Origin of the sequence: Tepidiforma flava, from assembly GCF_027594505.1 — a bacterium.
Lineage (GTDB): Bacteria > Chloroflexota > Dehalococcoidia > Tepidiformales > Tepidiformaceae > Tepidiforma > Tepidiforma flava.
On sequence record NZ_CP115149.1, the window covers coordinates 242,253 to 260,412 of the forward strand.

Consider the following 18,160-nt stretch of genomic DNA (forward strand, 5'->3'; position numbering starts at 1 on the left):
GAGGGAAGCCGCCGGGATTCTTCGATCGGTATCACGCGGAATGGGAGCGGCGGAAGCTGCGCAACAAGGTGCACCTGAACATGGGCGGCTGCCTCGGGCCGTGCCCGCTGGCGAACGTGTGCATGCTGCTGTTCGACGGCGTGACGGTGTTCTTCCACTCGATGAACTCGGAGCGGCTGGTGACGGCGCTGTTCGACTACATCGAGTCGCTGGTTGCGGCGGGACGGTATCTGCCGCCGGAGGGCGAGCTGGGTGCGCTGGCGTTTTCGGCGATGGCGAACGATGGCCGTGGCCGGGCAGCCGAAGCGCGGGAGAGCGCGCCGGACGGCGGCGCGGCGGAAGAGCAGCGGGGCATCCTCGTGCTTTCGCACTCCGACACGGACGTGCTGTGCTTCGCGGCCGCAGCGCGGGAGCTGGGTGAGCGCTTCGTGCCGGTCACGGTCCGGAACATCTCGGGGCTGCGGGACGCAGAGGACGCGGCGGCGCTGTTCGAGCAGCTGGTCCCGCGGGCGGCGGTCACGGTGGCAATCGTGCACGGGGGACGAAGGTCGGTGCCGGCCATCGAGCGGCTGGCGGAGCTGAGCGAGGAGCACGGGGGCTGGCTCGTGGCGGTCCCGGGGACGGAGGAGCTGGACGAGGGGCTGATCGGGCTTTCGACGGCGGGCGCGGGGATGGCGCTGGCGGTGCGCGCCTACCTGCAGGAGGGCGGCATCGAGAACTATCGCGAATGCCTGAAGATGCTCGGCGACCACCTGCTGAGTCTCGGGGTAGGGTACCGCGACCCGGTTGCGCAGCCGCGGACGGGCTTCTACCACCCGCGGTTCGCGAACCGTGAGGCCTGGCTCGCGGCGCGAACACCCGGGACGCCGGCAATCGGGCTGCTGTTCTACCGGTCGTTCTTCCTCTCGGGGGACACCGCCTTCGTGGATGCGCTCGTGGAGGCGGGCGAGGCGCTCGGGGCCGACGTGCTCCCGGTCTTCGGCTATTCGCTGAAAGACGACCCAGACCCATCGGGCAGGACGGCGGTGCTCCGGGCGCTCTGCGGAGACGACGGCCGCCCGCTGGTCGACGCCGTCGTGAATACGATGTCTTTTGCCCTGGGAGCGCGGGGAGGGAGCCGGGCGAGGGGGATTGGCAGGTGGCAGTGCTCGAGGAGCTCGGGCTGCCGCAGGTCCAGGGTATCGCCATTTCGACGTCGGTAGCGCAGTGGGAGCAGTCGGCCACCGGTGCGGGGCCGCTCGATGTGGCGATGTCGGTCGCGATCCCGGAACTCGACGGCCGGGTCATCGGGGTGCCGGCATCGTTCAAAGAGCGGGACGGGGCGGGGACGGTGCGGCGGGTGCTGCCCGCGGACCGCGCAGCGCGGCTGATGGGGCTGGCTGCCCGGCTGGCGATGCTGCGCCGGAAGCCGAATGCGGAGAAGCGCGTCGCGATCATCCTGACGAACCACCATGCGAAGGCATCGCGGATTGCGAACGCGGTGGGGCTGGACTCTCCGGAGAGCGTGGTGCGGCTGCTGCGCCGGCTCGCAGAAGCGGGGTACACGGTGGGGCCGATCCCGGCGGACGGCGAGGTGCTGATGCGGGAGCTGACGGCGCGCGGCCACTACGAAGAGGAGACGCTGACGGAGGCGATGCTGGATGGGGCAGCGGCGCGGGTGCCGGCGGAGCGGTACCGCGAGTGGTTCGGGGAGCTGCCGGCGCACCGGCAGGCCGAGATGGCCACGCGGTGGGCGCGCCGCCGGGGAGGCATTACCTCGACGCGCGAGGCAACCTCGTCGTGGCCGGGCTGGTGCTGGGAAACGTCTTCGTGGCGGTGCAGCCCCCGCGCGGCTACTCGATGGACCGGACGGCGATCATGCATCAGCCGGACCTGCCGCCGCCTCACCCCTATTTCGCGCTCTACCGGTGGCTGCGGGAGCCTGCGGAGCGCGGCGGTTTCGGCGCCGACGCCATCATCCAGGTGGGGAAGCACGGGTCGGCCGAGTGGCTGCCCGGGAAGGGCGTCGGCCTGGGCTCGGACTGCTACCCGGACCTGTTCGTGGGCGACCTGCCGGTGGTGTACCCGTTCATCATCGACGGGCCAGGCGAGGGAGCGGCGGCCAAGCGGCGGACGCACGCTGTCATCGTCGACCACCTGCCGCCGCCAATCACGAACGCAGAGCTGTACGGCGAGCTGGCGGAGCTGGACCGGCTCGTGGACGAATACTACCTGCTCGAACGGACGGACCCGGGGCGGCTGCCGTACCTGCAGCGCCAGATTTGGGACGTCATCCGGCAGGCGGGACTGGCCGATGAGCTGGACCGGCTGCTGCAGGACGGGGGCGACGGGCATGTGCATGAGTGGGACCCGCGGGAGCACGAGGACGGGGTGCCGTACGCGCTTTCGGACCTGAGCGGGGAGGGGTTCGCGCACCTGGTCGAAGCGATTCACACGTACACGCACGAGCTGGGGGCGGCGCCGATCCGGGCGGGCCTCCATGTGCTGGGCGAACTCCCGCGAGGCGACGAGCTGGTCGACTTCACGGCCGCGATGCTCCGCGTGCCGAATGGCGACGTTCCGCCCTGGCGGAGGCGGTGGCGGCCTGGTGCGGTATCCCGGGGACGTGCTGGCGCTGCCGGCGGGGCAGCGCCTGGAAGGCGCCACCGGCGGACTGCCGGGGACGTTCCCCGGACGGCGGGCGAGCTGCAGGAGCGGCTGGGCGAGCTGGGACGGGCGGCGCTGCGGGCCGTGGTCCTCGAGGCAAGGGCGCCGGCGGAGGCCGCCGAGGAGGCGGGGCCGTGTCGCGGCGAACGGGGGCCGCTGGTCGCGGTGCTCGGCTTCGTGCGGGAGCGGCTGCTGCCGGCGCTGGAACGGACGGACGATGAGCTCGGGCACGTGCTCGATGCGCTCGGGGGACGCTACGTTCCGCCGGGGCCGGCCGGGGCGCTGACGCGGGGGATGGCGCACGCGCTGCCGACAGGGCGGAACTTCTACGCGGTGGACCCGCGGGGCATCCCGAGCCGGGTGGCCTGGGAGGTTGGGCAGGAACTGGCGGCGGCGACGGTGGACCGCTACCGGCGGGAGAGCGGGGAGCTGCCCCGTTCGATTGGGATTTCGATGTGGGGCACGACGGCGATGCGCAACGGCGGCGAGGACGTTGCGCTGGTGTTGGCGCTCATCGGGGTTGAACCGACGTGGCAGCGGGAGAGCCGGCGAGTCACGGGGTTTCGGGTGCGTTCGATCGAGGAGCTGGGACGGCCGCGCGTGGACGTCGTATGCCGGGTTTCGGGCTTCTTCCGGGACGCGTTCCCCGGGGTCATCGAGTTGATGGGCGAGGCGTTCGATGCGGTAGCGAACCTGGATGAGCCGCTGGAGGTGAACCCTGTCCGAGCGCACCGGCTGGCGCGGGCGGCGGCGCTCCGGGATTCGGGCCTGAGCGAGGCGGAGGCGTGGCAGCGGGCCGGGGTGCGGGTGTTCGGGAGCGCGCCGGGGGTGTACGGGGCGGGCGTGCTGCAGCTGCTGGATGAGGCGGCGTGGGAGGACTCGGCGGAGATCGCGGAGACGTTCATGGCGTGGGGCGGGCACGCGTATGCGCCGGGGATGTACGGGGTGCCGCTCGGCGACGAGCTGCGGGACCGGCTCCGGCTGGTCGACGCGGCCGTGCAGAACCAGGACAACCGGGAGCACGACATCCTCGATGCGGACGACTATTTCCAGTTCCAGGGCGGGATGGCAACAGCGGTCCGGCTGCTGCGCGGGCGCGGGCCGCGGCTGTACTTCGGGGACAGTTCGGACCCGAGGCGGCCGAGGGTTCGCCAGACGGAGGATGAGCTGGACCGGGTGATGCGGTCGCGGGTGCTGAATCCGAAGTGGATTGCGGCGATGCAGGAGCACGGCTACCGGGCCGGGACGGAGTTCGCGGCGACGGTGGACTACCTGTTCGGCTGGGCAGCCACGGCCGGCATCGTGAAGGACTGGCAGTTCGAGCGGGCGGCGGAGCGGTACGTGCTCGATGCGGAGATGCAGCGGTTTCTCGGGCGGCACAACCCGTGGGCGCTGCGGGATATGGCCCGCCGGCTCATGGAGGCGGTTCGCCGCGGGCTGTGGCGGGCGCCGGAGGGGATGGAGGCGCGCCTCGAGGCGGCGCTGCTGGAAGCGGAGGGGGCTATCGAAGACCGGATGTGATCGCGGCGCGGCGCCGCGGGCGCAGGAATCACGACGTGATGAAAGGAGCTATGGAATGTCGGTTTCATCTTCAGCTGCTGCAGGGAGGGCGCAGGGCCGCGCGGCCAGGCTGCCGGGCCGCAGCGTCGTGGCCGCAGGGTCGGCGCTGGCGCTGGCCGTGGTCCTGCTGTACCTCGCGGGATTCGAGCAGGGGGCCGTTGCGCTGTTCGACGGGACGACGGTGCACGAGTTCGTGCACGATGCGCGGCACGCGCTGGGATTCCCATGTCACTGACCCAGGCACGGCGGCAGGGATTCGATGGGGAGGCGCGCTGCGCGCCGCGACATTGGCGGCGATACGCTCGACGTCCTCCTGCGGGGGTTGCTCGCGGGGATTGCGGCGGGGGTCGTGGCGGCGCTGGTCGCCTGGTGGGCGGTGGAGCCGAGCCTAGAGGAGGCGATCGCGCTGGAGGACGCCGCCGCGGAGGCGGCGCCGGGCCACAGCCACGCGGAGCCGCCGGTTTCGCGCGGCGTGCAGCGCACGGCGGGCCTCGCGGCGGGGACCCTTGCGGTGGCGGTTGCAGGCGGGCTGCTGGCGGCGCTGGCGGGCCTGGGCGCCGCGAGGCTGGGGGCGGCAGGCACGCCGCTGCGGGGCGCAGCCGTCGCCGCGCTGGCGGGAGGGTACGCCATGGGGCTGGTGCCGGGCCTGGCGTACCCGTCGAACCCGCCGGGCATCGGGAGCCCGGAGACATCCGGCGAGCGGACGGTGGTGTACCTTGCGGTCACTGGCCTGGGGCTGCTGGCGGCGCTGGGTGCGGCGGCGGCGTGGCGGGCGGCTACACGGTGGGGACGGGGCCGTTCGGCAGTTGCGGCGGGGCAGCCCGGCCGCCGGCGTGGTCGCGGCGGTTGCCCTCGCAGGCTCCGTCGCTATCCCCGAGGGCTACCCGGCGGACCTCCTCTGGGAGTTTCGGCGGGGGTCGCTGCTGGTGCAGGCAGCGCTGTGGGGTTCGCTGGCTGCGGGGTTTGCGCTGTCGGGCGGCCGGGAGGCGGAGCGCGCGGGGTAGGCGCGCCGGTGCGGTGCGCGGTGTACGGGGAAACACGGCGGCCCGGGCAGGTTGCCCGGGCCGTTTTCGTGGTGTGCTGGGGATTTGGTAGCGGGGAGGGATTCGAACCCCCGACCTTCGGGTTATGAGCCCGACGAGCTACCACTGCTCCACCCCGCGATGTCGAGGCGGCCGGCGAGCCGGTGCACCTCGAGGACTGAAGAGCGAAGACCTGCGGACGGGCGATTCATGCGCGACGAGTCTTGTTGGAGGTCAAGCCCTCGACCATTAGTACGCCTCAGCTGAACGCATTGCTGCGCTTACACCTGGCGCCTATCGAACAGGTAGTCTTCCTGTGGTCTTACCCGATTGACTCGGTGGGAGCCCTCATCTTGAGGTCGGCTTCGCACTTAGATGCTTTCAGCGCTTATCCGGTCCGGACATGGCTACCGGGCGGTGCTCCTGGCGGAACAACCCGCACACCAGCGGTCCGTCCACCCCGGTCCTCTCGTACTAGGGGCAGCTCCTCTCAAGGCTCCTACGCCCACGGCGGATAGAGACCGAACTGTCTCACGACGTTCTGAACCCAGCTCGCGTACCGCTTTAATGGGCGAACAGCCCAACCCTTGGGACCTACTCCAGCCCCAGGATGCGACGAGCCGACATCGAGGTGCCAAACCTTGCCGTCGCTGTGGACGCTTGGGCAAGATAAGCCTGTTATCCCCGGGGTAGCTTATATCCGTTAAGCCACGGCCCTTCCACTCGGTACCGTAGGATCACTTTGACCGGCTTTCGCCCCTGCTCGACTTGTGGGTCTCGCAGTCAAGCTCCCTTATGCCAATGCACTCGACGGGTGATTTCCATCCACCCTGAGGGAACCTTTGTGCGCCTCCGTTACTCTTTAGGAGGCGACCGCCCCAGTCAAACTGCCCACCAGACGCTGTCCTCCTGCTTGCTCAGGAGTTAGAAAGCAGATCAGAGAAGGGTGGTATTTCAAGGTTGGCTCCACGCCGCCCGAAAGCAGCGCTTCGTCGCCTCCCACCTATCCTACGCATCTCAGACCCACTCCCAGCGCCAAGTTGCAGTAAAGCTCCACGGGGTCTTTTGTCCTGCCGCGGGTCAACCGCATCTTCACGGTCAATTCAATTTCGCCGGGTCCTTCGTCGAGACAGTGCCCAGATCGTTACGCCTTTCGTGCGGGTCGGAACTTACCCGACAAGGAATTTCGCTACCTTAGGACCGTTATAGTTACGGCCGCCGTTCACCGGGGCTTCAGTTCAAGCCTTGCAGCTCTCCCCTTAACCTTCCGGCACTGGGCAGGCGTCAGCCCCTATACGTCAGCTTTCGCTTTTGCAGAGACCTGTGGTTTTGATAAACAGTCGCCTGGGCCTGCTCTCTGCGGCCCCCGGTGCTTCGAACGCGAGGCTCTACACACCCGAGGGCGATCCTTCTCCCGAAGTTACGGATCCAATTTGCCGAGTTCCTTAACGAAGGTTCTCCCGATCCCCTTATGGTGCTTACCACCACCTACCAGTGTCGGTTTGCGGTACGGGCGCAATGGTAACTAGCAGCGAGGCTTTTCTCGCCAGTGTGGGCTCAGCCCCTCGCTTTGACAAAGTCTCCACTCGTCCCGGTTCCTCCGCTTAACCCCGCCGGGGATTTGCCTCCGGCGAGACGCCTACGAACCAGGAACGGACCATGTCCAATGGGCCCGCGGGACCTACCCTGCTGGGTCCCCCTCTGCATCAAACGCTACCGCTGCGGTGCTGGAATACTAACCAGCTGTCCATCGCCTACGCCTTTCGGCCTCGGCTTAGGCCCGACTAACCCTACGCGGATTGACCTTCCGTAGGAAACCTCAGGTATACGGGGGCGCGGTTCTCACGCGCCTTGCGCTACTCATGCCGGCATTCTCACTTCGCTTCGCTCCAGGGCGCCTCACGGCTACCCCTTCACAGCGGAAGCAAACGCTCCCTACCGCCAGCAGCTCGAGGCTGCTGACCCACAGCTTCGGTGCCACGCTTAGCCCCGTTGAATTGTCGGCGCAGAACCACTCGACCAGTGAGCTATTACGCACTCTTTAAAGGGTGGCTGCTTCTAAGCCAACCTCCTGGCTGTCTGAGCAGTTCAACATCCTTTCACACTGAGCGTGGACTTTGGGACCTTAGCTGGTGGTCTGGGCTGTTTCCCTTTGACGATGAAGCTTAGCCCCCACCGTCTCACTGCCAGGCTTTGTCCGACGGCATTCGCGGTTTGATAGGGTTCGGTAAGCGGTGAGCCCCTAGCCCTTTCAGAGCCCTACCTCCGCCGGAGATCGCCTGACGCTGCACCTAAATGCATTTCGGGGAGAACGAGCTATCTCCGAGTTCGTTTGGCATTTCACCGCTACCCACAGGTCATCCAATAGCTTTGCAACGCTAGAAGGTTCGCGCCTCCATCCAGTTTTACCTGGACTTCACGCTGCCCATGGGTAGATCACTCGGTTTCGCGTCTACTCCACGCGACTGTGGCGCCCTGTTCGGACTCGCTTTCGCTGCGGCTCCGCAAGTCTCCTTGCTTAACCTCGCCACGTAGAGTAACTCACCGGCTCATTCTTCAATAGGCACGCCGTCACCAGCCTTGCGGCGGGCTCCGACTGCACGTAGGCACGCGGTTTCAGGTTCTGTTTCACTCCCTCCCGGGGTACTTTTCACCTTTCCCTCACGGTACTGGTTCACTATCGGTCACCAGGGTATTTAGCCTTGGGAAGTGGTCTCCCCAGATTCCCACGGGGTTTCACGTGTCCCGTGGTACTCAGGTACCGGCCGGCAGTCGCATCGAGTTTCGTCTACGGGGCTGTCACCCTCTCTGGCTGGCCTTTCCGGGTCCATTCTCCTACCCGTGCGATTGGTAACTGCACAATGGCCGGCCCTACAACCCCGGCAGGGCGAACCCTGCCGGTTTGGGCTTCTCCCCGTTCGCTCGCCGCTACTAGGGGAATACTCTCTTTCCTCGGGGTACTTAGATGTTTCAGTTCCCCGGTTCCCCTCGCAGGCCTATGTGTTCAGCCTGGAGTAGCCCGGTTTTGCCGGGCTGGGTTACCCCATTCGGAGATCTCCGCTTACGCTTGCTTGGCAGCTGGGCGGAGCTTATCGCAGCCTTGCCACGTCCTTCATCGGCCCTGGTACCTAGGCATCCACCGCGCGCCCTTGGTAGCTTGACCTCCACCAAGACTCGGTCGGTATGAATTGCCCGGCCTCGCTGGCGCTGCTTGCGCGCGCCGTCGAGGCGATGCAGTGTCTTCGCTCTTCAGTTCTTAAGGTGCGCGCCGCGGGCTGCCCTGCGGCCCGGCTTCGCCGCCGGCCGCTGCCGGGTGGCAGGGGCCGATTGCGAAGCGGTGTGCGATGCGGTGCCGGCGCGGGCCCGGATTGCCGCGGGGAGCTTGGTGGAGCCGAGGAGATTCGAACTCCTGACCTCCGCCGTGCAAAGGCGGCGCTCTCCCAACTAAGCTACGGCCCCTCGGGTTCGCTTCCCAGTTTGCCATGCCCGGGGCCCGGGGTGAAGCCGCCGGGGTTGAGCCAGGATGGTGGGCCATTCTGGACTCGAACCAGAGACCTCAGTCTTATCAGGACTGCGCTCTAACCAGCTGAGCTAATGGCCCCCGGGGAGCGTGGCCAGTGCACCTTCGACAGCTGGATAGCGGACGAAAGACGGCTGCTGGGGCGCCGTGTGGTGTAACGACCCGGCTGACGCCGGACCGATCGACCTGGGTGCTGCTTCCGGACCTCCTGCCCCACCGCTGAGGCGGGAGGTGTACTCCGGGGCATGCTCCCTAGAAAGGAGGTGATCCAGCCGCAGCTTCCGCTACGGCTACCTTGTTACGACTTCGTCCCAATCGCTGGCTCCACCCTCGACGGCTGCCTCCCTTGCGGGTTAGCCCACCGGCTTCAGGTGTTTCCAACTTTCGTGACGTGACGGGCGGTGTGTACAAGGCCCGGGAACGTATTCACCGCAGTAGTGCTGACCTGCGGTTACTAGCAACTCCGGCTTCATGCAGGCGGGTTTCAGCCTGCAATCCGAACTGAGGACAGCTTTGATGGGATTAGCTCCGCCTCGCGGCTTCGCGACCCGTTGTACTGCCCATTGTAGCGTGTGTAGCCCCAGGCGTAAGGGCCACGCTGACCTGACATCATCCCCTCCTTCCTCCGAGGTTTTCTCGGCAGTCTCGCCAGAGAAGTACAACTGGCGACAGGGGTTGCGCTCGTTGCGAGACTTAACCCAACACCTCACGGCACGAGCTGACGACGGCCGTGCAACACCTGTGCACGCTCCCCGAAGGGTCCCTCACCTTTCGGATCGGTACCACGTGCATGTCAAGCCTGGGTGAGGTTCTTCGCGTATCATCGAATTAAACCACACGCTCCGCTGCTTGTGCGGGCCCCCGTCAATTCCTTGAGTTTTAGCCTTGCGGCCGTAGTCCCCAGGCGGAGTACTTATCGCGTTGGCTTCGGCACTGAAGGGGTCGATACCTCCAACACCTAGTACTCATCGTTTACGGCGTGGACTACCCGGGTATCTAATCCGGTTTGCTCCCCACGCTTTCGCCCCTGAGCGTCAGGACAGGGCCAGGATGCCGCCTTCGCCACTGGTGTTCCTCCCGATATCTACGCATTTCACCACTACACCGGGAATTCCACATCCCTCTCCCTGCCTCAAGCCTGGCAGTTTCAGGGCACCCTCCCGGTTGAGCCGGGAGATTTCACCTGGACTTGCCTGGCCGCCTGCGGGCGCTTTACGCCCAATAAATCCGGACAACGCTCGACACCTACGTATTACCGCGGCTGCTGGCACGTAGTTAGCCGTGTCTTATTCGTGAGGTACCGTCAGAACTTCTTCCCTCACAAAAGGAGTTTACAACCCGAAGGCCTTCGTCCTCCACGCGGAATTGCTGCGTCAGGCTTTCGCCCATTGCGCAAGATTCTTAGCTGCTGCCTCCCGTAGGAGTCGGGGCCGTATCTCAGTCCCCGTGTGGCTGACCATCCTCTCAGACCAGCTACCGATCGTCGCCTTGGTAGGCCATTACCCCACCAACTAGCTAATCGGCCGCGGGCCCCTCCCGTAGCGCCGGAGCTTTCACCACCCGGACTCTCACCGGGGGTCTTATGCGGTATTAGCTCCCTTTCGAGGAGTTATTCCCCACTACGGGGCAGGTTACCCACGTGTTACTCACCCGTTCGCCACTAGCCCGAAGGCTCGTACGACTTGCATGCCTAATACATTCCGCCAGCGTTTGTCCTGAGCCAGGATCAAACTCTCCGTAGAAACAGAACCGACCTTGCGGCCGGGATGTTCCGTTTGAACGGGGTCCCAGACGTTCTCTTTCGTCCGCTATCCAGTTGTTAAGGTGCGCTGGCCTCTCGCAAGGCCCGAACGAGAAGACTAACTTCTCTCCGCCAGGCTGTCAACCGGGCCGCCCCTGCCGGGCGATGCCGCCCTGGCTGTTGCCGGCGGGGGACTTTCAAGATGGCACGCCCGCGCGTTGTTTGCAAGGGGGATCGTCGGCCGCGCCGGCGATTTCTTCACGTTTTTCGGCGCTGCGCCAGCCGGGCAGCTTCGTCCGCCGGCCGGTACCGCTCGAGGAATGCGCGCCGGAACGATTCGAACGTGCCGGCGGCGATAGCTTCGCGGGCGCGGCCGGTGAGCCGGGCGAGGTAGCGCAGGTTGTGGTGCGTGGCGAGCCGGTGGCCGAGGAGCTCGTCGTTCCGGAAGAGGTGGTGGAGGTAGGCGAGGCTGAACTGGCTGCAGGCGAGGCAGTCGCAGGTGGGGTCGGCCGGTTCGTCGCGCTCGCGGCAGGCGGCGTTCCGGAGGTTGATGCGGCCGTCATCGGTGAGGAGGGCGCCGTTGCGGCCGAGCCGGGTGGGGAGGACGCAATCGAACATGTCGATGCCGCGGGCGATTCCTTCGATGAGGTCTTCGGGGCTGCCGACGCCCATGAGGTAGCGGGGTTTGTCGATGGGCAGTTCGGCGCTGGTGATTTCGAGGGTGGCCCACATGGCGGCCTTGGGTTCGCCGACGGAGAGGCCGCCGATGGAGAAACCCGGGGGCACAGCTGGGCGGCTTCGCGGGCGTGGTAGCGCCGGAGTTCGGGGTGGGTGCCGCCCTGGATGATGGCGAAGGTGGTGAGCTGCGGCGCGGCGGCGCGGCAGCGCCGGTACCAGCGGAGGGTGCGTTCGACGGCGTCGCGGGCTGCATCGAATGGCGCTTCACCGGGGAGGACGTGGTCGAGGGGCATGGCGATATCGACGCCGAGGGCTTCCTGCACTTCCATGGCGAGCTCGGGGGTGTAGTGGTGTTCGGAGCCGTCGATGTGGGAGCGGAAGCGGACGCCGTCTTCGGTGACCTTGCGGAGGCCGGCGAGGGAGAAGACCCGGAAGCCGCCGCTGTCGGAGAGGATGGGGCCATCCCAGCGCATGAAGCGGTGGACGCCGCCGAGCTGCCGGATGAGCCGGTGCCCGGGGCGCAGGTAGAGGTGGTAGGCGTTGACGAGGATGATCCGGGCGCCGGTCGCGGCGACCTCGGCGGGCAGGAGCGTCTTCACGGTCGCGAGGGTGCCGACGGGCATGAAGACGGGGTTTCGACGCTGCCGCGCGGGGTGGTGATGCGGCCGGTGCGGGGGCGACGGGCCCCGCCGGGGTGCTGGTAAGCTCGAACCGGAAGCCGCTCGGGGGCGAGGTCACGGGCGGGTCACGGTCTCGATGGCGTGGTGGACGAGGGCATCGGGCACGCCCTGGCGGACGATGGCGTGGCCGATGCGTTCGAGGAGCACCCAGCGGATGGCGCCGGCGCGAACCTTCTTGTCGACGAGGGTGGCATCGAAGATGGCGCGGGGTCGAGGCCGGGGCGCGTTCGGGGAGGCCGAAGCGGCGGATGAGCGCCTGCTGGCGTTCGAGTTCGGCCGGGGAAAGGAGGCCGAGTTCGGTGCTGATGATGCCGGCCGCGCGCATGCCGATGGCGACCGCCTCGCCGTGGAGGTAATCGGCGTAGCCGGTGACGGCTTCGATGGCGTGGCCGATGGTGTGGCCGTAGTTGAGGAGCGTCCGGCGGCCGGATTCGCGCTCGTCTTCGGAGACGATGGCGGCTTTGATGGCGACGGAGCGGGCGATGAGGTCGGGCGAGGTGAGCGGGGGCCGTCGACGCTGGCGGCCTCGAGGTCGCGGACGAGCGCTTCATCGAGGATGAAGCCGTGCTTGAGCAGCTCGGCCCAGCCGTTGCGGAGCTGGCGGGGCGGCAAGGTGCGGAGGAGGAGGGGGTCGATCACGACGGCGCGCGGCTGGGCGAAGGCGCCGATGAGGTTCTTGCCGCGGGGGTGGTCGATGCCGGTCTTGCCGCCGATGGCGGCATCGGCCATGGCGAGGAGGGAGGTGGGGGCATGGATGAAGGGGACGCCGCGGAGGATCGTCGCGGCGGCGAAGCCGCCGAGGTCGGTGACGACGCCGCCGCCGAGCGTGACGATGAAGTCGGTGCGTTCGATGCGGTGGTCGACGAGGAAGTCGTAGACGCTGGCGAGGGTTTCGAGGCTCTTGTAGTTTTCGCCGGCGGGGATGGAGAAGGCGGCCGACTGGTAGCCGGCGGCTTCGAGGGCGGCCGATGCGCGGCCGGCGAAGAGCGGGCCGACGTGGGTGTCGGTGACGATGAAGGCGCGGCCGTCGAGGCCGGCGTCGCGGGCGATAGCGCCGAGGGCATCGAGGGCGCCTTCGCCGACGAGGACGGGGTAGGTGCCGCCGGGCGCGGTGACGATGGCGGCGGGCGGAGGGATGGCAGGGTTGCCGGCTTCGCGGGTGACGGCGAGGGGACTGTAGAAGCGCTCACCGGGCGGCGCCGGGTCGCGCTGCCACTCGGCCCAGAGGCGCTCGATCTCTTCGGCCTGCTCTTCGGGGGTGAGGTCGTCGCAGTCGATGGCGGCATCGGCGCCGCGATAGAGCTCGATGCGGGACTGGAGGAGGGCTTCGAGGCGGGCGCGGGGGTCGCCCGCGAGGAGGGGCCGTTCGGAGGCGTTCGGCGCTTCGAGGAGGCGGCGCGCGGCGACGGCGGGCGAGACGGCGAGCCAGACGACGAAGCCGCTGCCGAGCATGGCGCGGGCGGCCGGGATGGTTGGGGCGCCGCCGCCGGTCGCGATGACGGCGGGCTCGCGCGCAGCCGCGGCTTCGAGGGCGCGAAGTTCGCGCTCGCGGAAGGCGGCTTCGCCTTCGCGGGCGAAGAGCTCGGCGACGGTGGCGCCGGCCTCGCGCTCGATCTCCCTGTCGGTATCGATGAACTCCCAGCCGAGGCGGTCGGCGAGGATGCGGCCGGTGGTCGATTTGCCGCTGCCGGAGAGGCCGATGAGGAAGATGCGGCGAGGGACCATCAGGAGCCCCGGGCGCGCGGGCCGATGGTGTCCATGAAGGCCGCGTAGTTGCGGCGAACCTCATCGAGGGTGTCGCCGCCGAATTTTTCGAGCCACGCGTCGGCGAGCACGATGGCGACCATCGCCTCGGCGACGACGCCGCCGGCGGGGACGACGCAGACGTCGCTGCGTTCGTAGTGGGCGAGGACTTCTTCGCCGGTGTCGAGGTCGACGGAGGGGAGGGGTGAGCGAGGGTGGGGATGGGCTTGATCGCGGCGCGGACGATGATGTCTTCGCCGGTGGTGATGCCGGCTTCGATGCCGCCCGCATTGTTGGTAGCGTGGCGCCGGGGCCGGCCCTGCCACTCGGCGACCGGGAGGATAACGTCGTGCACCTGCGAGCCGCGCATGGCGGCTGCTTCGAAGCCGAGGCCGAGGCCGACGGCTTTGAAGGCGTTGATGCTGAGGATGGCCTGCGCGATGCGGCCGTCGAGCTTGCGGTCCCAGTGGACGTGGCTGCCGAGCCCGGGCGGGACGCCCATGGCGCGGACTTCGATTTCGCCGCCGACGGTATCGCCGTCGGGCTTGGCGGCGTTGATGGCGGCAACCATCGCCTCGGAGGCGGCGGGGTCGGCGCAGCGGACGGGGCTGGCTTCGACGGCGTCCCAGTCGATGGGGCCGGCCGGGTCGGGCGCGCGGACGCCGCCGATGGCGAGGACGCGGCTGCGGATTTCGACGCCGAACTCGGCGAGGAAGCGGCGGGCGACGGCGCCGACGGCAACGCGGGCCGCGGTCTCGCGGGCGGAGCGCGCTCGAGGACGTTGCGGACGTCGTCGAAGCCGTACTTGAGGGCGCCGGGGAGGTCGGCGTGGCCGGGCCGGACGCGGGTGACGCGCTCGATTTCGGTTTCGACGGGCTCGACGGCCATCTTCTCGGTCCAGTTGACCCAGTCGCGGTTCTGGATCCAGAGGGCGACGGGGGAGCCGAGGGTGCGGCCGTGGCGGACGCCCGCGGTGATTTCGGCGTGGTCTTTTTCGATCTTCATGCGGCCGCCGCGGCCGTAGCCGCCCTGCCGGCGGGCGAGGTCGGGGGCGATGTCGGCTTCGGAGAGGGGAGGCCGGCGGGGAGGCCTTCGATGACCATCGTGAGGCCTTTGCCGTGGCTTTCGCCGGCAGTGAGGAAGCGGAAGTGGCCCATGCTTACTCCGTGGGGCGCTCGCGCTGAGCGGTGAATTCGGCGGCAGCCTCGGCGGCGGGACGCGGCGGGCGGCCGGCGACCGGGGGAACGTCGATGGGGATAGCGCGGCCGGCCGGGTCGCGCACGTAGCGAGCCTCGAAGCGGCCGAGGATTTCGGCGGGGGTGAGGGCGTCCCAGGCGAGGTCTTCGGCGATGGCGCGGTCGGCGGTGACGGTCAGGATAGGCCGCTGGGTGAGGGAGCCGTCGGGTTCGGAGAAGGTGGTGTACACGTCGACGCGCACGGTGCCGAGGCGGAGGTTTGGGACATCGTACAGCATCATGTCGAGGAGCCTCGCGGCGATGGCGATCGCCTCGTCGAGGGGGAAGTGACCTGGACGCGGCGGCCGCCTTCGGTGCGGAATTCGCCTTCGGCGGAGGCGGAGAGGGTCGCGCCGTCGGGTTCGACGGCGACGAGCTGGGCGGACTGGACGCCGGCCCAGGTGCCGGGATGGATGCCTTTCGGCGGGCGGGCGCGGCGCCAGGTGTTCAGTGCCTCTTCGATGAGCGCGCCGATGATGTCGGTATCGCCGGAGGCGACGCGGCGGCGCCAGGCGCGGTGCTGGAGCATCTCGGTCGTGACGGCCCAGCCGACGACGAGGAAGATGCCGCCGACGATGAGCATGCCGAGGAGGATCACGTGGCTGCTCCTTCGCGGCGGGCGAGTTCGTTCTCGGCGGCGCGGGTCATGACGTCGACGGGGGCCGGGAGGCCGGTCCAGAGCTCGAAGGCGAGGGCGCCCTGGTAGATGAGCATCGGGAGCCCGTCGAGGGTGCGGAGCCCCGGGCGGCGGCCTCGCGCAGGAGGGGCGTCTCGCGGGGGCGTAGACGATATCGACGACGAGGAGCCCGGGGAGGCGGAATCGAGCGGGCAAGGGATGCCCCGGGCTCGGGGCCGCCCTTCATGCCGACGGTGGTGCAGTTCACGAGGCAATCGTAGCCGGCGAGCTGCGGGAGGTCGGCGAGCGCGCGAGCCGGGGCGCCGAGGTCGCGGGCGAGCGCGGCGGCGCGGTCCGGCGTCCGATTCCAGATGTCGACCGCGGCGGCGCGGGCTTCGAGGAGCGCGAGGGCGATGCCGCGGGCAGCGCCGCCGGCGCCGAGCAGGAGGAACGAGCGCCCGGCGGGCTCGAAGAAGGCTTCCTGGCGGAGCGCCGCGACGAAGCCGGGGCCGTCGGTGTTGAAGCCGAAGAGGCGGCCTTCGCGGTTGACGATGGTATTGACGGCGCCGGCGCGGGCCGCCAGCCCCCGACCTCGTCGAGGAGCGGGATGACGTGCTCTTTGTGCGGCACGGTGACGTTCGCGCCGAGGACGTCGGGGGCGCGGAGGGCAGCGACCCGCGCCGGGAGTTCGGAAAGCGGCGTCTCCCACCGTTCGTAGACGACGTCGAGGCCGGAGTGGGCGAAGGCCGCCTGCTGGAAAACCGGCGAGAGGCTGTGGCTGACGGGGCTGCCGATGATGCCGGCGCGGCGGGTCATGGCGCCCCGTAGAGCGCGATATTGCGCTCGTGCTCGGCGAAGGTGACGGCGAAGACGTGGGAGCCGTCGCCCTTCTTCGCGTCGGCGACGAAGTAGTAGTAGTCGGTATCGGTGGGGTAGGCGACAGCTTCGATGGAGGCGAGCCCGGGGCAGGCGATGGGGCCGGGCGGGAGGCCCGGGAAGAGGCGGGTGTTGTAGGGCGAGGGATTCTCGAGGTCGATGATCGTGAGCTCTTTCTTCCACCAGCCGTAGCGCTGGACGGAGGCGGGGTCGAGGGCGACGGCGAACTGGACGGTTGGGTCGGCGCCGAGCCGGTCGCCGGCGGCGAGGCGGTTGTAGAAGACGCCGGCGATGAGCGGACGCTCGGCAGGGAGGACGGCTTCGCGCTCGACGATGGAGGCGAGGGTGAGCGCCTGGTGCGGGTTCAGGCCGCGGGCGGCAGCGGCAGCGCGCAGCTCCGGCGTGAAGCGCTCGTCGAGGGTGCGAATCATGTAGGCCACGAGGTCATCCATCGTCGAGCCGACGGGCATGATGTAGGTATCGGGGAAGAGATAGCCTCGGAGGTCGGCGCCGGGCGGCAGGTGCTCGGCGAGCCCGGGGGAGCTGAGCCCGGGCGACGGCGGCGAGAAACTCGTCGCGGGGGCCGAAGCCGGCCTGCTCGGCGAGCACGGCCATCTCCTCGATGCGGAGGCCTTCGGGGAAGGTGACGCGGAGGACCGGCACGGCCTCTTTGACGGTGAGCAGGTGGAGGACGGTGGCGCGCTGGCGCCGCGGGGCAAAGGTAATCGCCGGCGCTGAGGCTGCCCTGCAGGCCGGTGAGGCGGGCGAGCAGTTCGAACTGGCGGCCGGAGCGGATGATGCCGAGCTCTTCGAGACGGCGGCCGACCTCGCCTGCGGAGGAGCCGCGCTCGAGGGTGAAGGCGACAGGTGACGCATCCGCCGCCGGCGATGCCGCGGTCGCCGGCGGGGGAAGGTTGCCGCGGACCGACGCCGGGGTGCCGGCGACGAGCCAGGCGGCGAGGAGCGTCACGAACACGGCGAAGGCGAGCCCGGCGGCGGCGAACGGCGTGACCGGGCCGCGCATCAGGCGGCACCCCGGCGGGCATCGAGTTCGGCCTGGAGGAGGAGGGCGGCGGCGAGCGAATCGAGGGTGCCGTCGCGGCGGCGGGCGGCCGCGGGCGCCTGGCGGGCCGCCTGCGCGCTCGTCAGCCGCTCGTCGGCGGTGCGGACGGGCACGGCGACGGCCTTGCGGAGGTCGGCGACGAACGCTTCGACGGCGCGCGCTGCGGGCCGCGTTCGCCGGAGAGGGAGAGCGGGAGGCCGACGACGATTTCGCGGATGCCTTCGGCGGCGACGATGGCCGCGATGGCCCGGAGGGCTGCGGCGCGGTCGCGGCCGGGGATGGCCGGCCGGGGATGGGCGAGCATGCCGAGCTCATCCGAGACGGCGACGCCGATGCGGGCTTCGCCGGGGTCGAGCGCGAGGAGCCGGGCGGGAGCGGGGCGGAGTGGTTCGTTCATTCGCGGGAGGATGACGGGGCGCCGGCGGCTTCCGGGGTGCGGCGAGCCGCACGTCGAGGCGGAACCCGAAGCGGGGCAGGAACGGCGCCCAGCCGGGCACGACGCGCACGTCAGCTTCTTCAATAGCATAGCGCTCGCGGAGAATCGACTTTGCTTCGGAGGGGCGCTTGCCGCGGACGGCATCTTCGACGGCGCCTGCGGTGACGCCGCGGGCGAATTCGGCGCTGATGCGCAGGCTGGCGGTGAAGGCATCGGCGTCGGGCGCGTACTGGCTGGCGCCGGTTTCGGCGGCCCGGACCGTTCCGGGAGGAAATCACCTTCGTCGCCGCCCGGCACGAGGACGCGGCGGGCGAAGGTCTCGAGCACGTCCGAGGGAACGGCGA

At 69.0% G+C, this 18,160-nt stretch carries 8 protein-coding genes, 3 tRNA genes, 2 rRNA genes and 9 pseudogenes; 6 read left to right on the plus strand and 16 right to left on the minus strand.

The features are described from left to right. Nucleotides 1–68 precede the first annotated feature (68 nt). From O0235_RS01640 to O0235_RS01655, 5 genes and pseudogenes are all read left to right on the plus strand, one after another. Nucleotides 69–1,202, plus strand: coding sequence for a cobaltochelatase subunit CobN (locus O0235_RS01640; RefSeq protein WP_270056837.1), 1,134 nt, complete (start codon nucleotides 69–71; stop codon nucleotides 1,200–1,202). Next, a pseudogene (locus O0235_RS01645) lies at nucleotides 1,145–4,167 on the plus strand (cobaltochelatase subunit CobN). The gene O0235_RS01640 and the pseudogene O0235_RS01645 overlap by 58 nt, the downstream one beginning before the upstream one ends. A 55-nt stretch (nucleotides 4,168–4,222) precedes the next feature. Further along, nucleotides 4,223–4,441: a CbtB domain-containing protein gene (locus tag O0235_RS01650; protein WP_270056839.1), complete on the plus strand. Its 219-nt coding sequence runs from the start codon at nucleotides 4,223–4,225 to the stop codon at nucleotides 4,439–4,441. Nucleotides 4,442–4,465: 24 nt separating this feature from the next. Then, nucleotides 4,466–5,011: pseudogene (locus O0235_RS15375) on the plus strand (CbtA family protein); the annotation flags it as partial. 28 nt (nucleotides 5,012–5,039) lie between these two features. Next, on the plus strand, nucleotides 5,040–5,210 hold the full coding sequence (locus O0235_RS01655; RefSeq protein ID WP_270056840.1) for a CbtA family protein: 171 nt from the start codon (nucleotides 5,040–5,042) through the stop codon (nucleotides 5,208–5,210). Between the two features lie 85 nt (nucleotides 5,211–5,295). Here the strand turns inward: O0235_RS01655 and O0235_RS01660 are convergent. From O0235_RS01660 to mltG, 15 genes and pseudogenes are all read right to left on the minus strand, one after another. Then, nucleotides 5,296–5,369: transfer RNA gene (locus tag O0235_RS01660), tRNA-Met, on the minus strand. Between the two features lie 89 nt (nucleotides 5,370–5,458). After that, a 23S ribosomal RNA gene (locus O0235_RS01665) occupies nucleotides 5,459–8,391 on the minus strand. A gap of 220 nt (nucleotides 8,392–8,611) precedes the next feature. Next, nucleotides 8,612–8,687, minus strand: a tRNA-Ala gene (locus tag O0235_RS01670). Between the two features lie 65 nt (nucleotides 8,688–8,752). Next, nucleotides 8,753–8,829 (minus strand) — tRNA-Ile (locus tag O0235_RS01675). A 175-nt stretch (nucleotides 8,830–9,004) separates the two neighbouring features. After that, nucleotides 9,005–10,490 (minus strand): 16S ribosomal RNA (locus tag O0235_RS01680). Together the 16S and 23S rRNA genes with 3 tRNA genes alongside form the textbook arrangement of a ribosomal RNA operon. Nucleotides 10,491–10,747: 257 nt before the next feature. Beyond that, nucleotides 10,748–11,828: pseudogene (gene tgt / locus O0235_RS15380) on the minus strand (tRNA guanosine(34) transglycosylase Tgt). A gap of 299 nt (nucleotides 11,829–12,127) precedes the next feature. After that, nucleotides 12,128–12,331: pseudogene (locus tag O0235_RS15385) on the minus strand (3-dehydroquinate synthase family protein); the annotation flags it as partial. A gap of 119 nt (nucleotides 12,332–12,450) precedes the next feature. Next, nucleotides 12,451–13,572 (minus strand): annotated as a pseudogene (locus O0235_RS01695) (iron-containing alcohol dehydrogenase); the annotation flags it as partial. Beyond that, nucleotides 13,572–14,747 (minus strand): annotated as a pseudogene (aroC, locus tag O0235_RS15390) (chorismate synthase). The pseudogenes aroC and O0235_RS01695, both read right to left, overlap by 1 nt. Before the next feature lie 2 nt (nucleotides 14,748–14,749). Then, nucleotides 14,750–15,067: a hypothetical protein gene (locus O0235_RS01715; protein ID WP_270056847.1), complete on the minus strand. Its 318-nt coding sequence runs from the start codon at nucleotides 15,065–15,067 to the stop codon at nucleotides 14,750–14,752. Further along, entirely contained in the window at nucleotides 15,064–15,423 is a 360-nt protein-coding gene (locus O0235_RS01720; RefSeq protein ID WP_270056848.1) for a hypothetical protein, read from the minus strand. Before O0235_RS01720 ends, O0235_RS01715 begins: the two co-directional genes overlap by 4 nt. Further along, nucleotides 15,420–15,539, minus strand: coding sequence for a hypothetical protein (locus tag O0235_RS01725; protein WP_270056849.1), 120 nt, complete (start codon nucleotides 15,537–15,539; stop codon nucleotides 15,420–15,422). The genes O0235_RS01720 and O0235_RS01725 overlap by 4 nt, the downstream gene beginning before the upstream one ends. 218 nt (nucleotides 15,540–15,757) lie before the next feature. Next, nucleotides 15,758–16,150: pseudogene (locus O0235_RS01730) on the minus strand (hypothetical protein); the annotation flags it as partial. Beyond that, nucleotides 16,090–16,257 (minus strand): annotated as a pseudogene (gene aroE, locus O0235_RS15395) (shikimate dehydrogenase); the annotation flags it as partial. The pseudogenes aroE and O0235_RS01730, both read right to left, overlap by 61 nt. Next, nucleotides 16,254–17,036, minus strand: a complete 783-nt coding sequence (gene mltG / locus O0235_RS01735; protein ID WP_270056851.1) for an endolytic transglycosylase MltG — start codon at nucleotides 17,034–17,036, stop codon at nucleotides 16,254–16,256. The gene mltG and the pseudogene aroE, both read right to left, overlap by 4 nt. Here mltG and O0235_RS01740 point away from each other — a divergent pair. Next, nucleotides 17,012–17,188: a hypothetical protein gene (locus tag O0235_RS01740; RefSeq protein WP_270056852.1), complete on the plus strand. Its 177-nt coding sequence runs from the start codon at nucleotides 17,012–17,014 to the stop codon at nucleotides 17,186–17,188. The genes mltG and O0235_RS01740 overlap by 25 nt on opposite strands. Before the next feature lie 152 nt (nucleotides 17,189–17,340). Here O0235_RS01740 and ruvX read toward each other — a convergent pair. Continuing rightward, nucleotides 17,341–18,029, minus strand: a pseudogene (ruvX, locus tag O0235_RS15010) (Holliday junction resolvase RuvX). Nucleotides 18,030–18,160 lie beyond the last annotated feature (131 nt).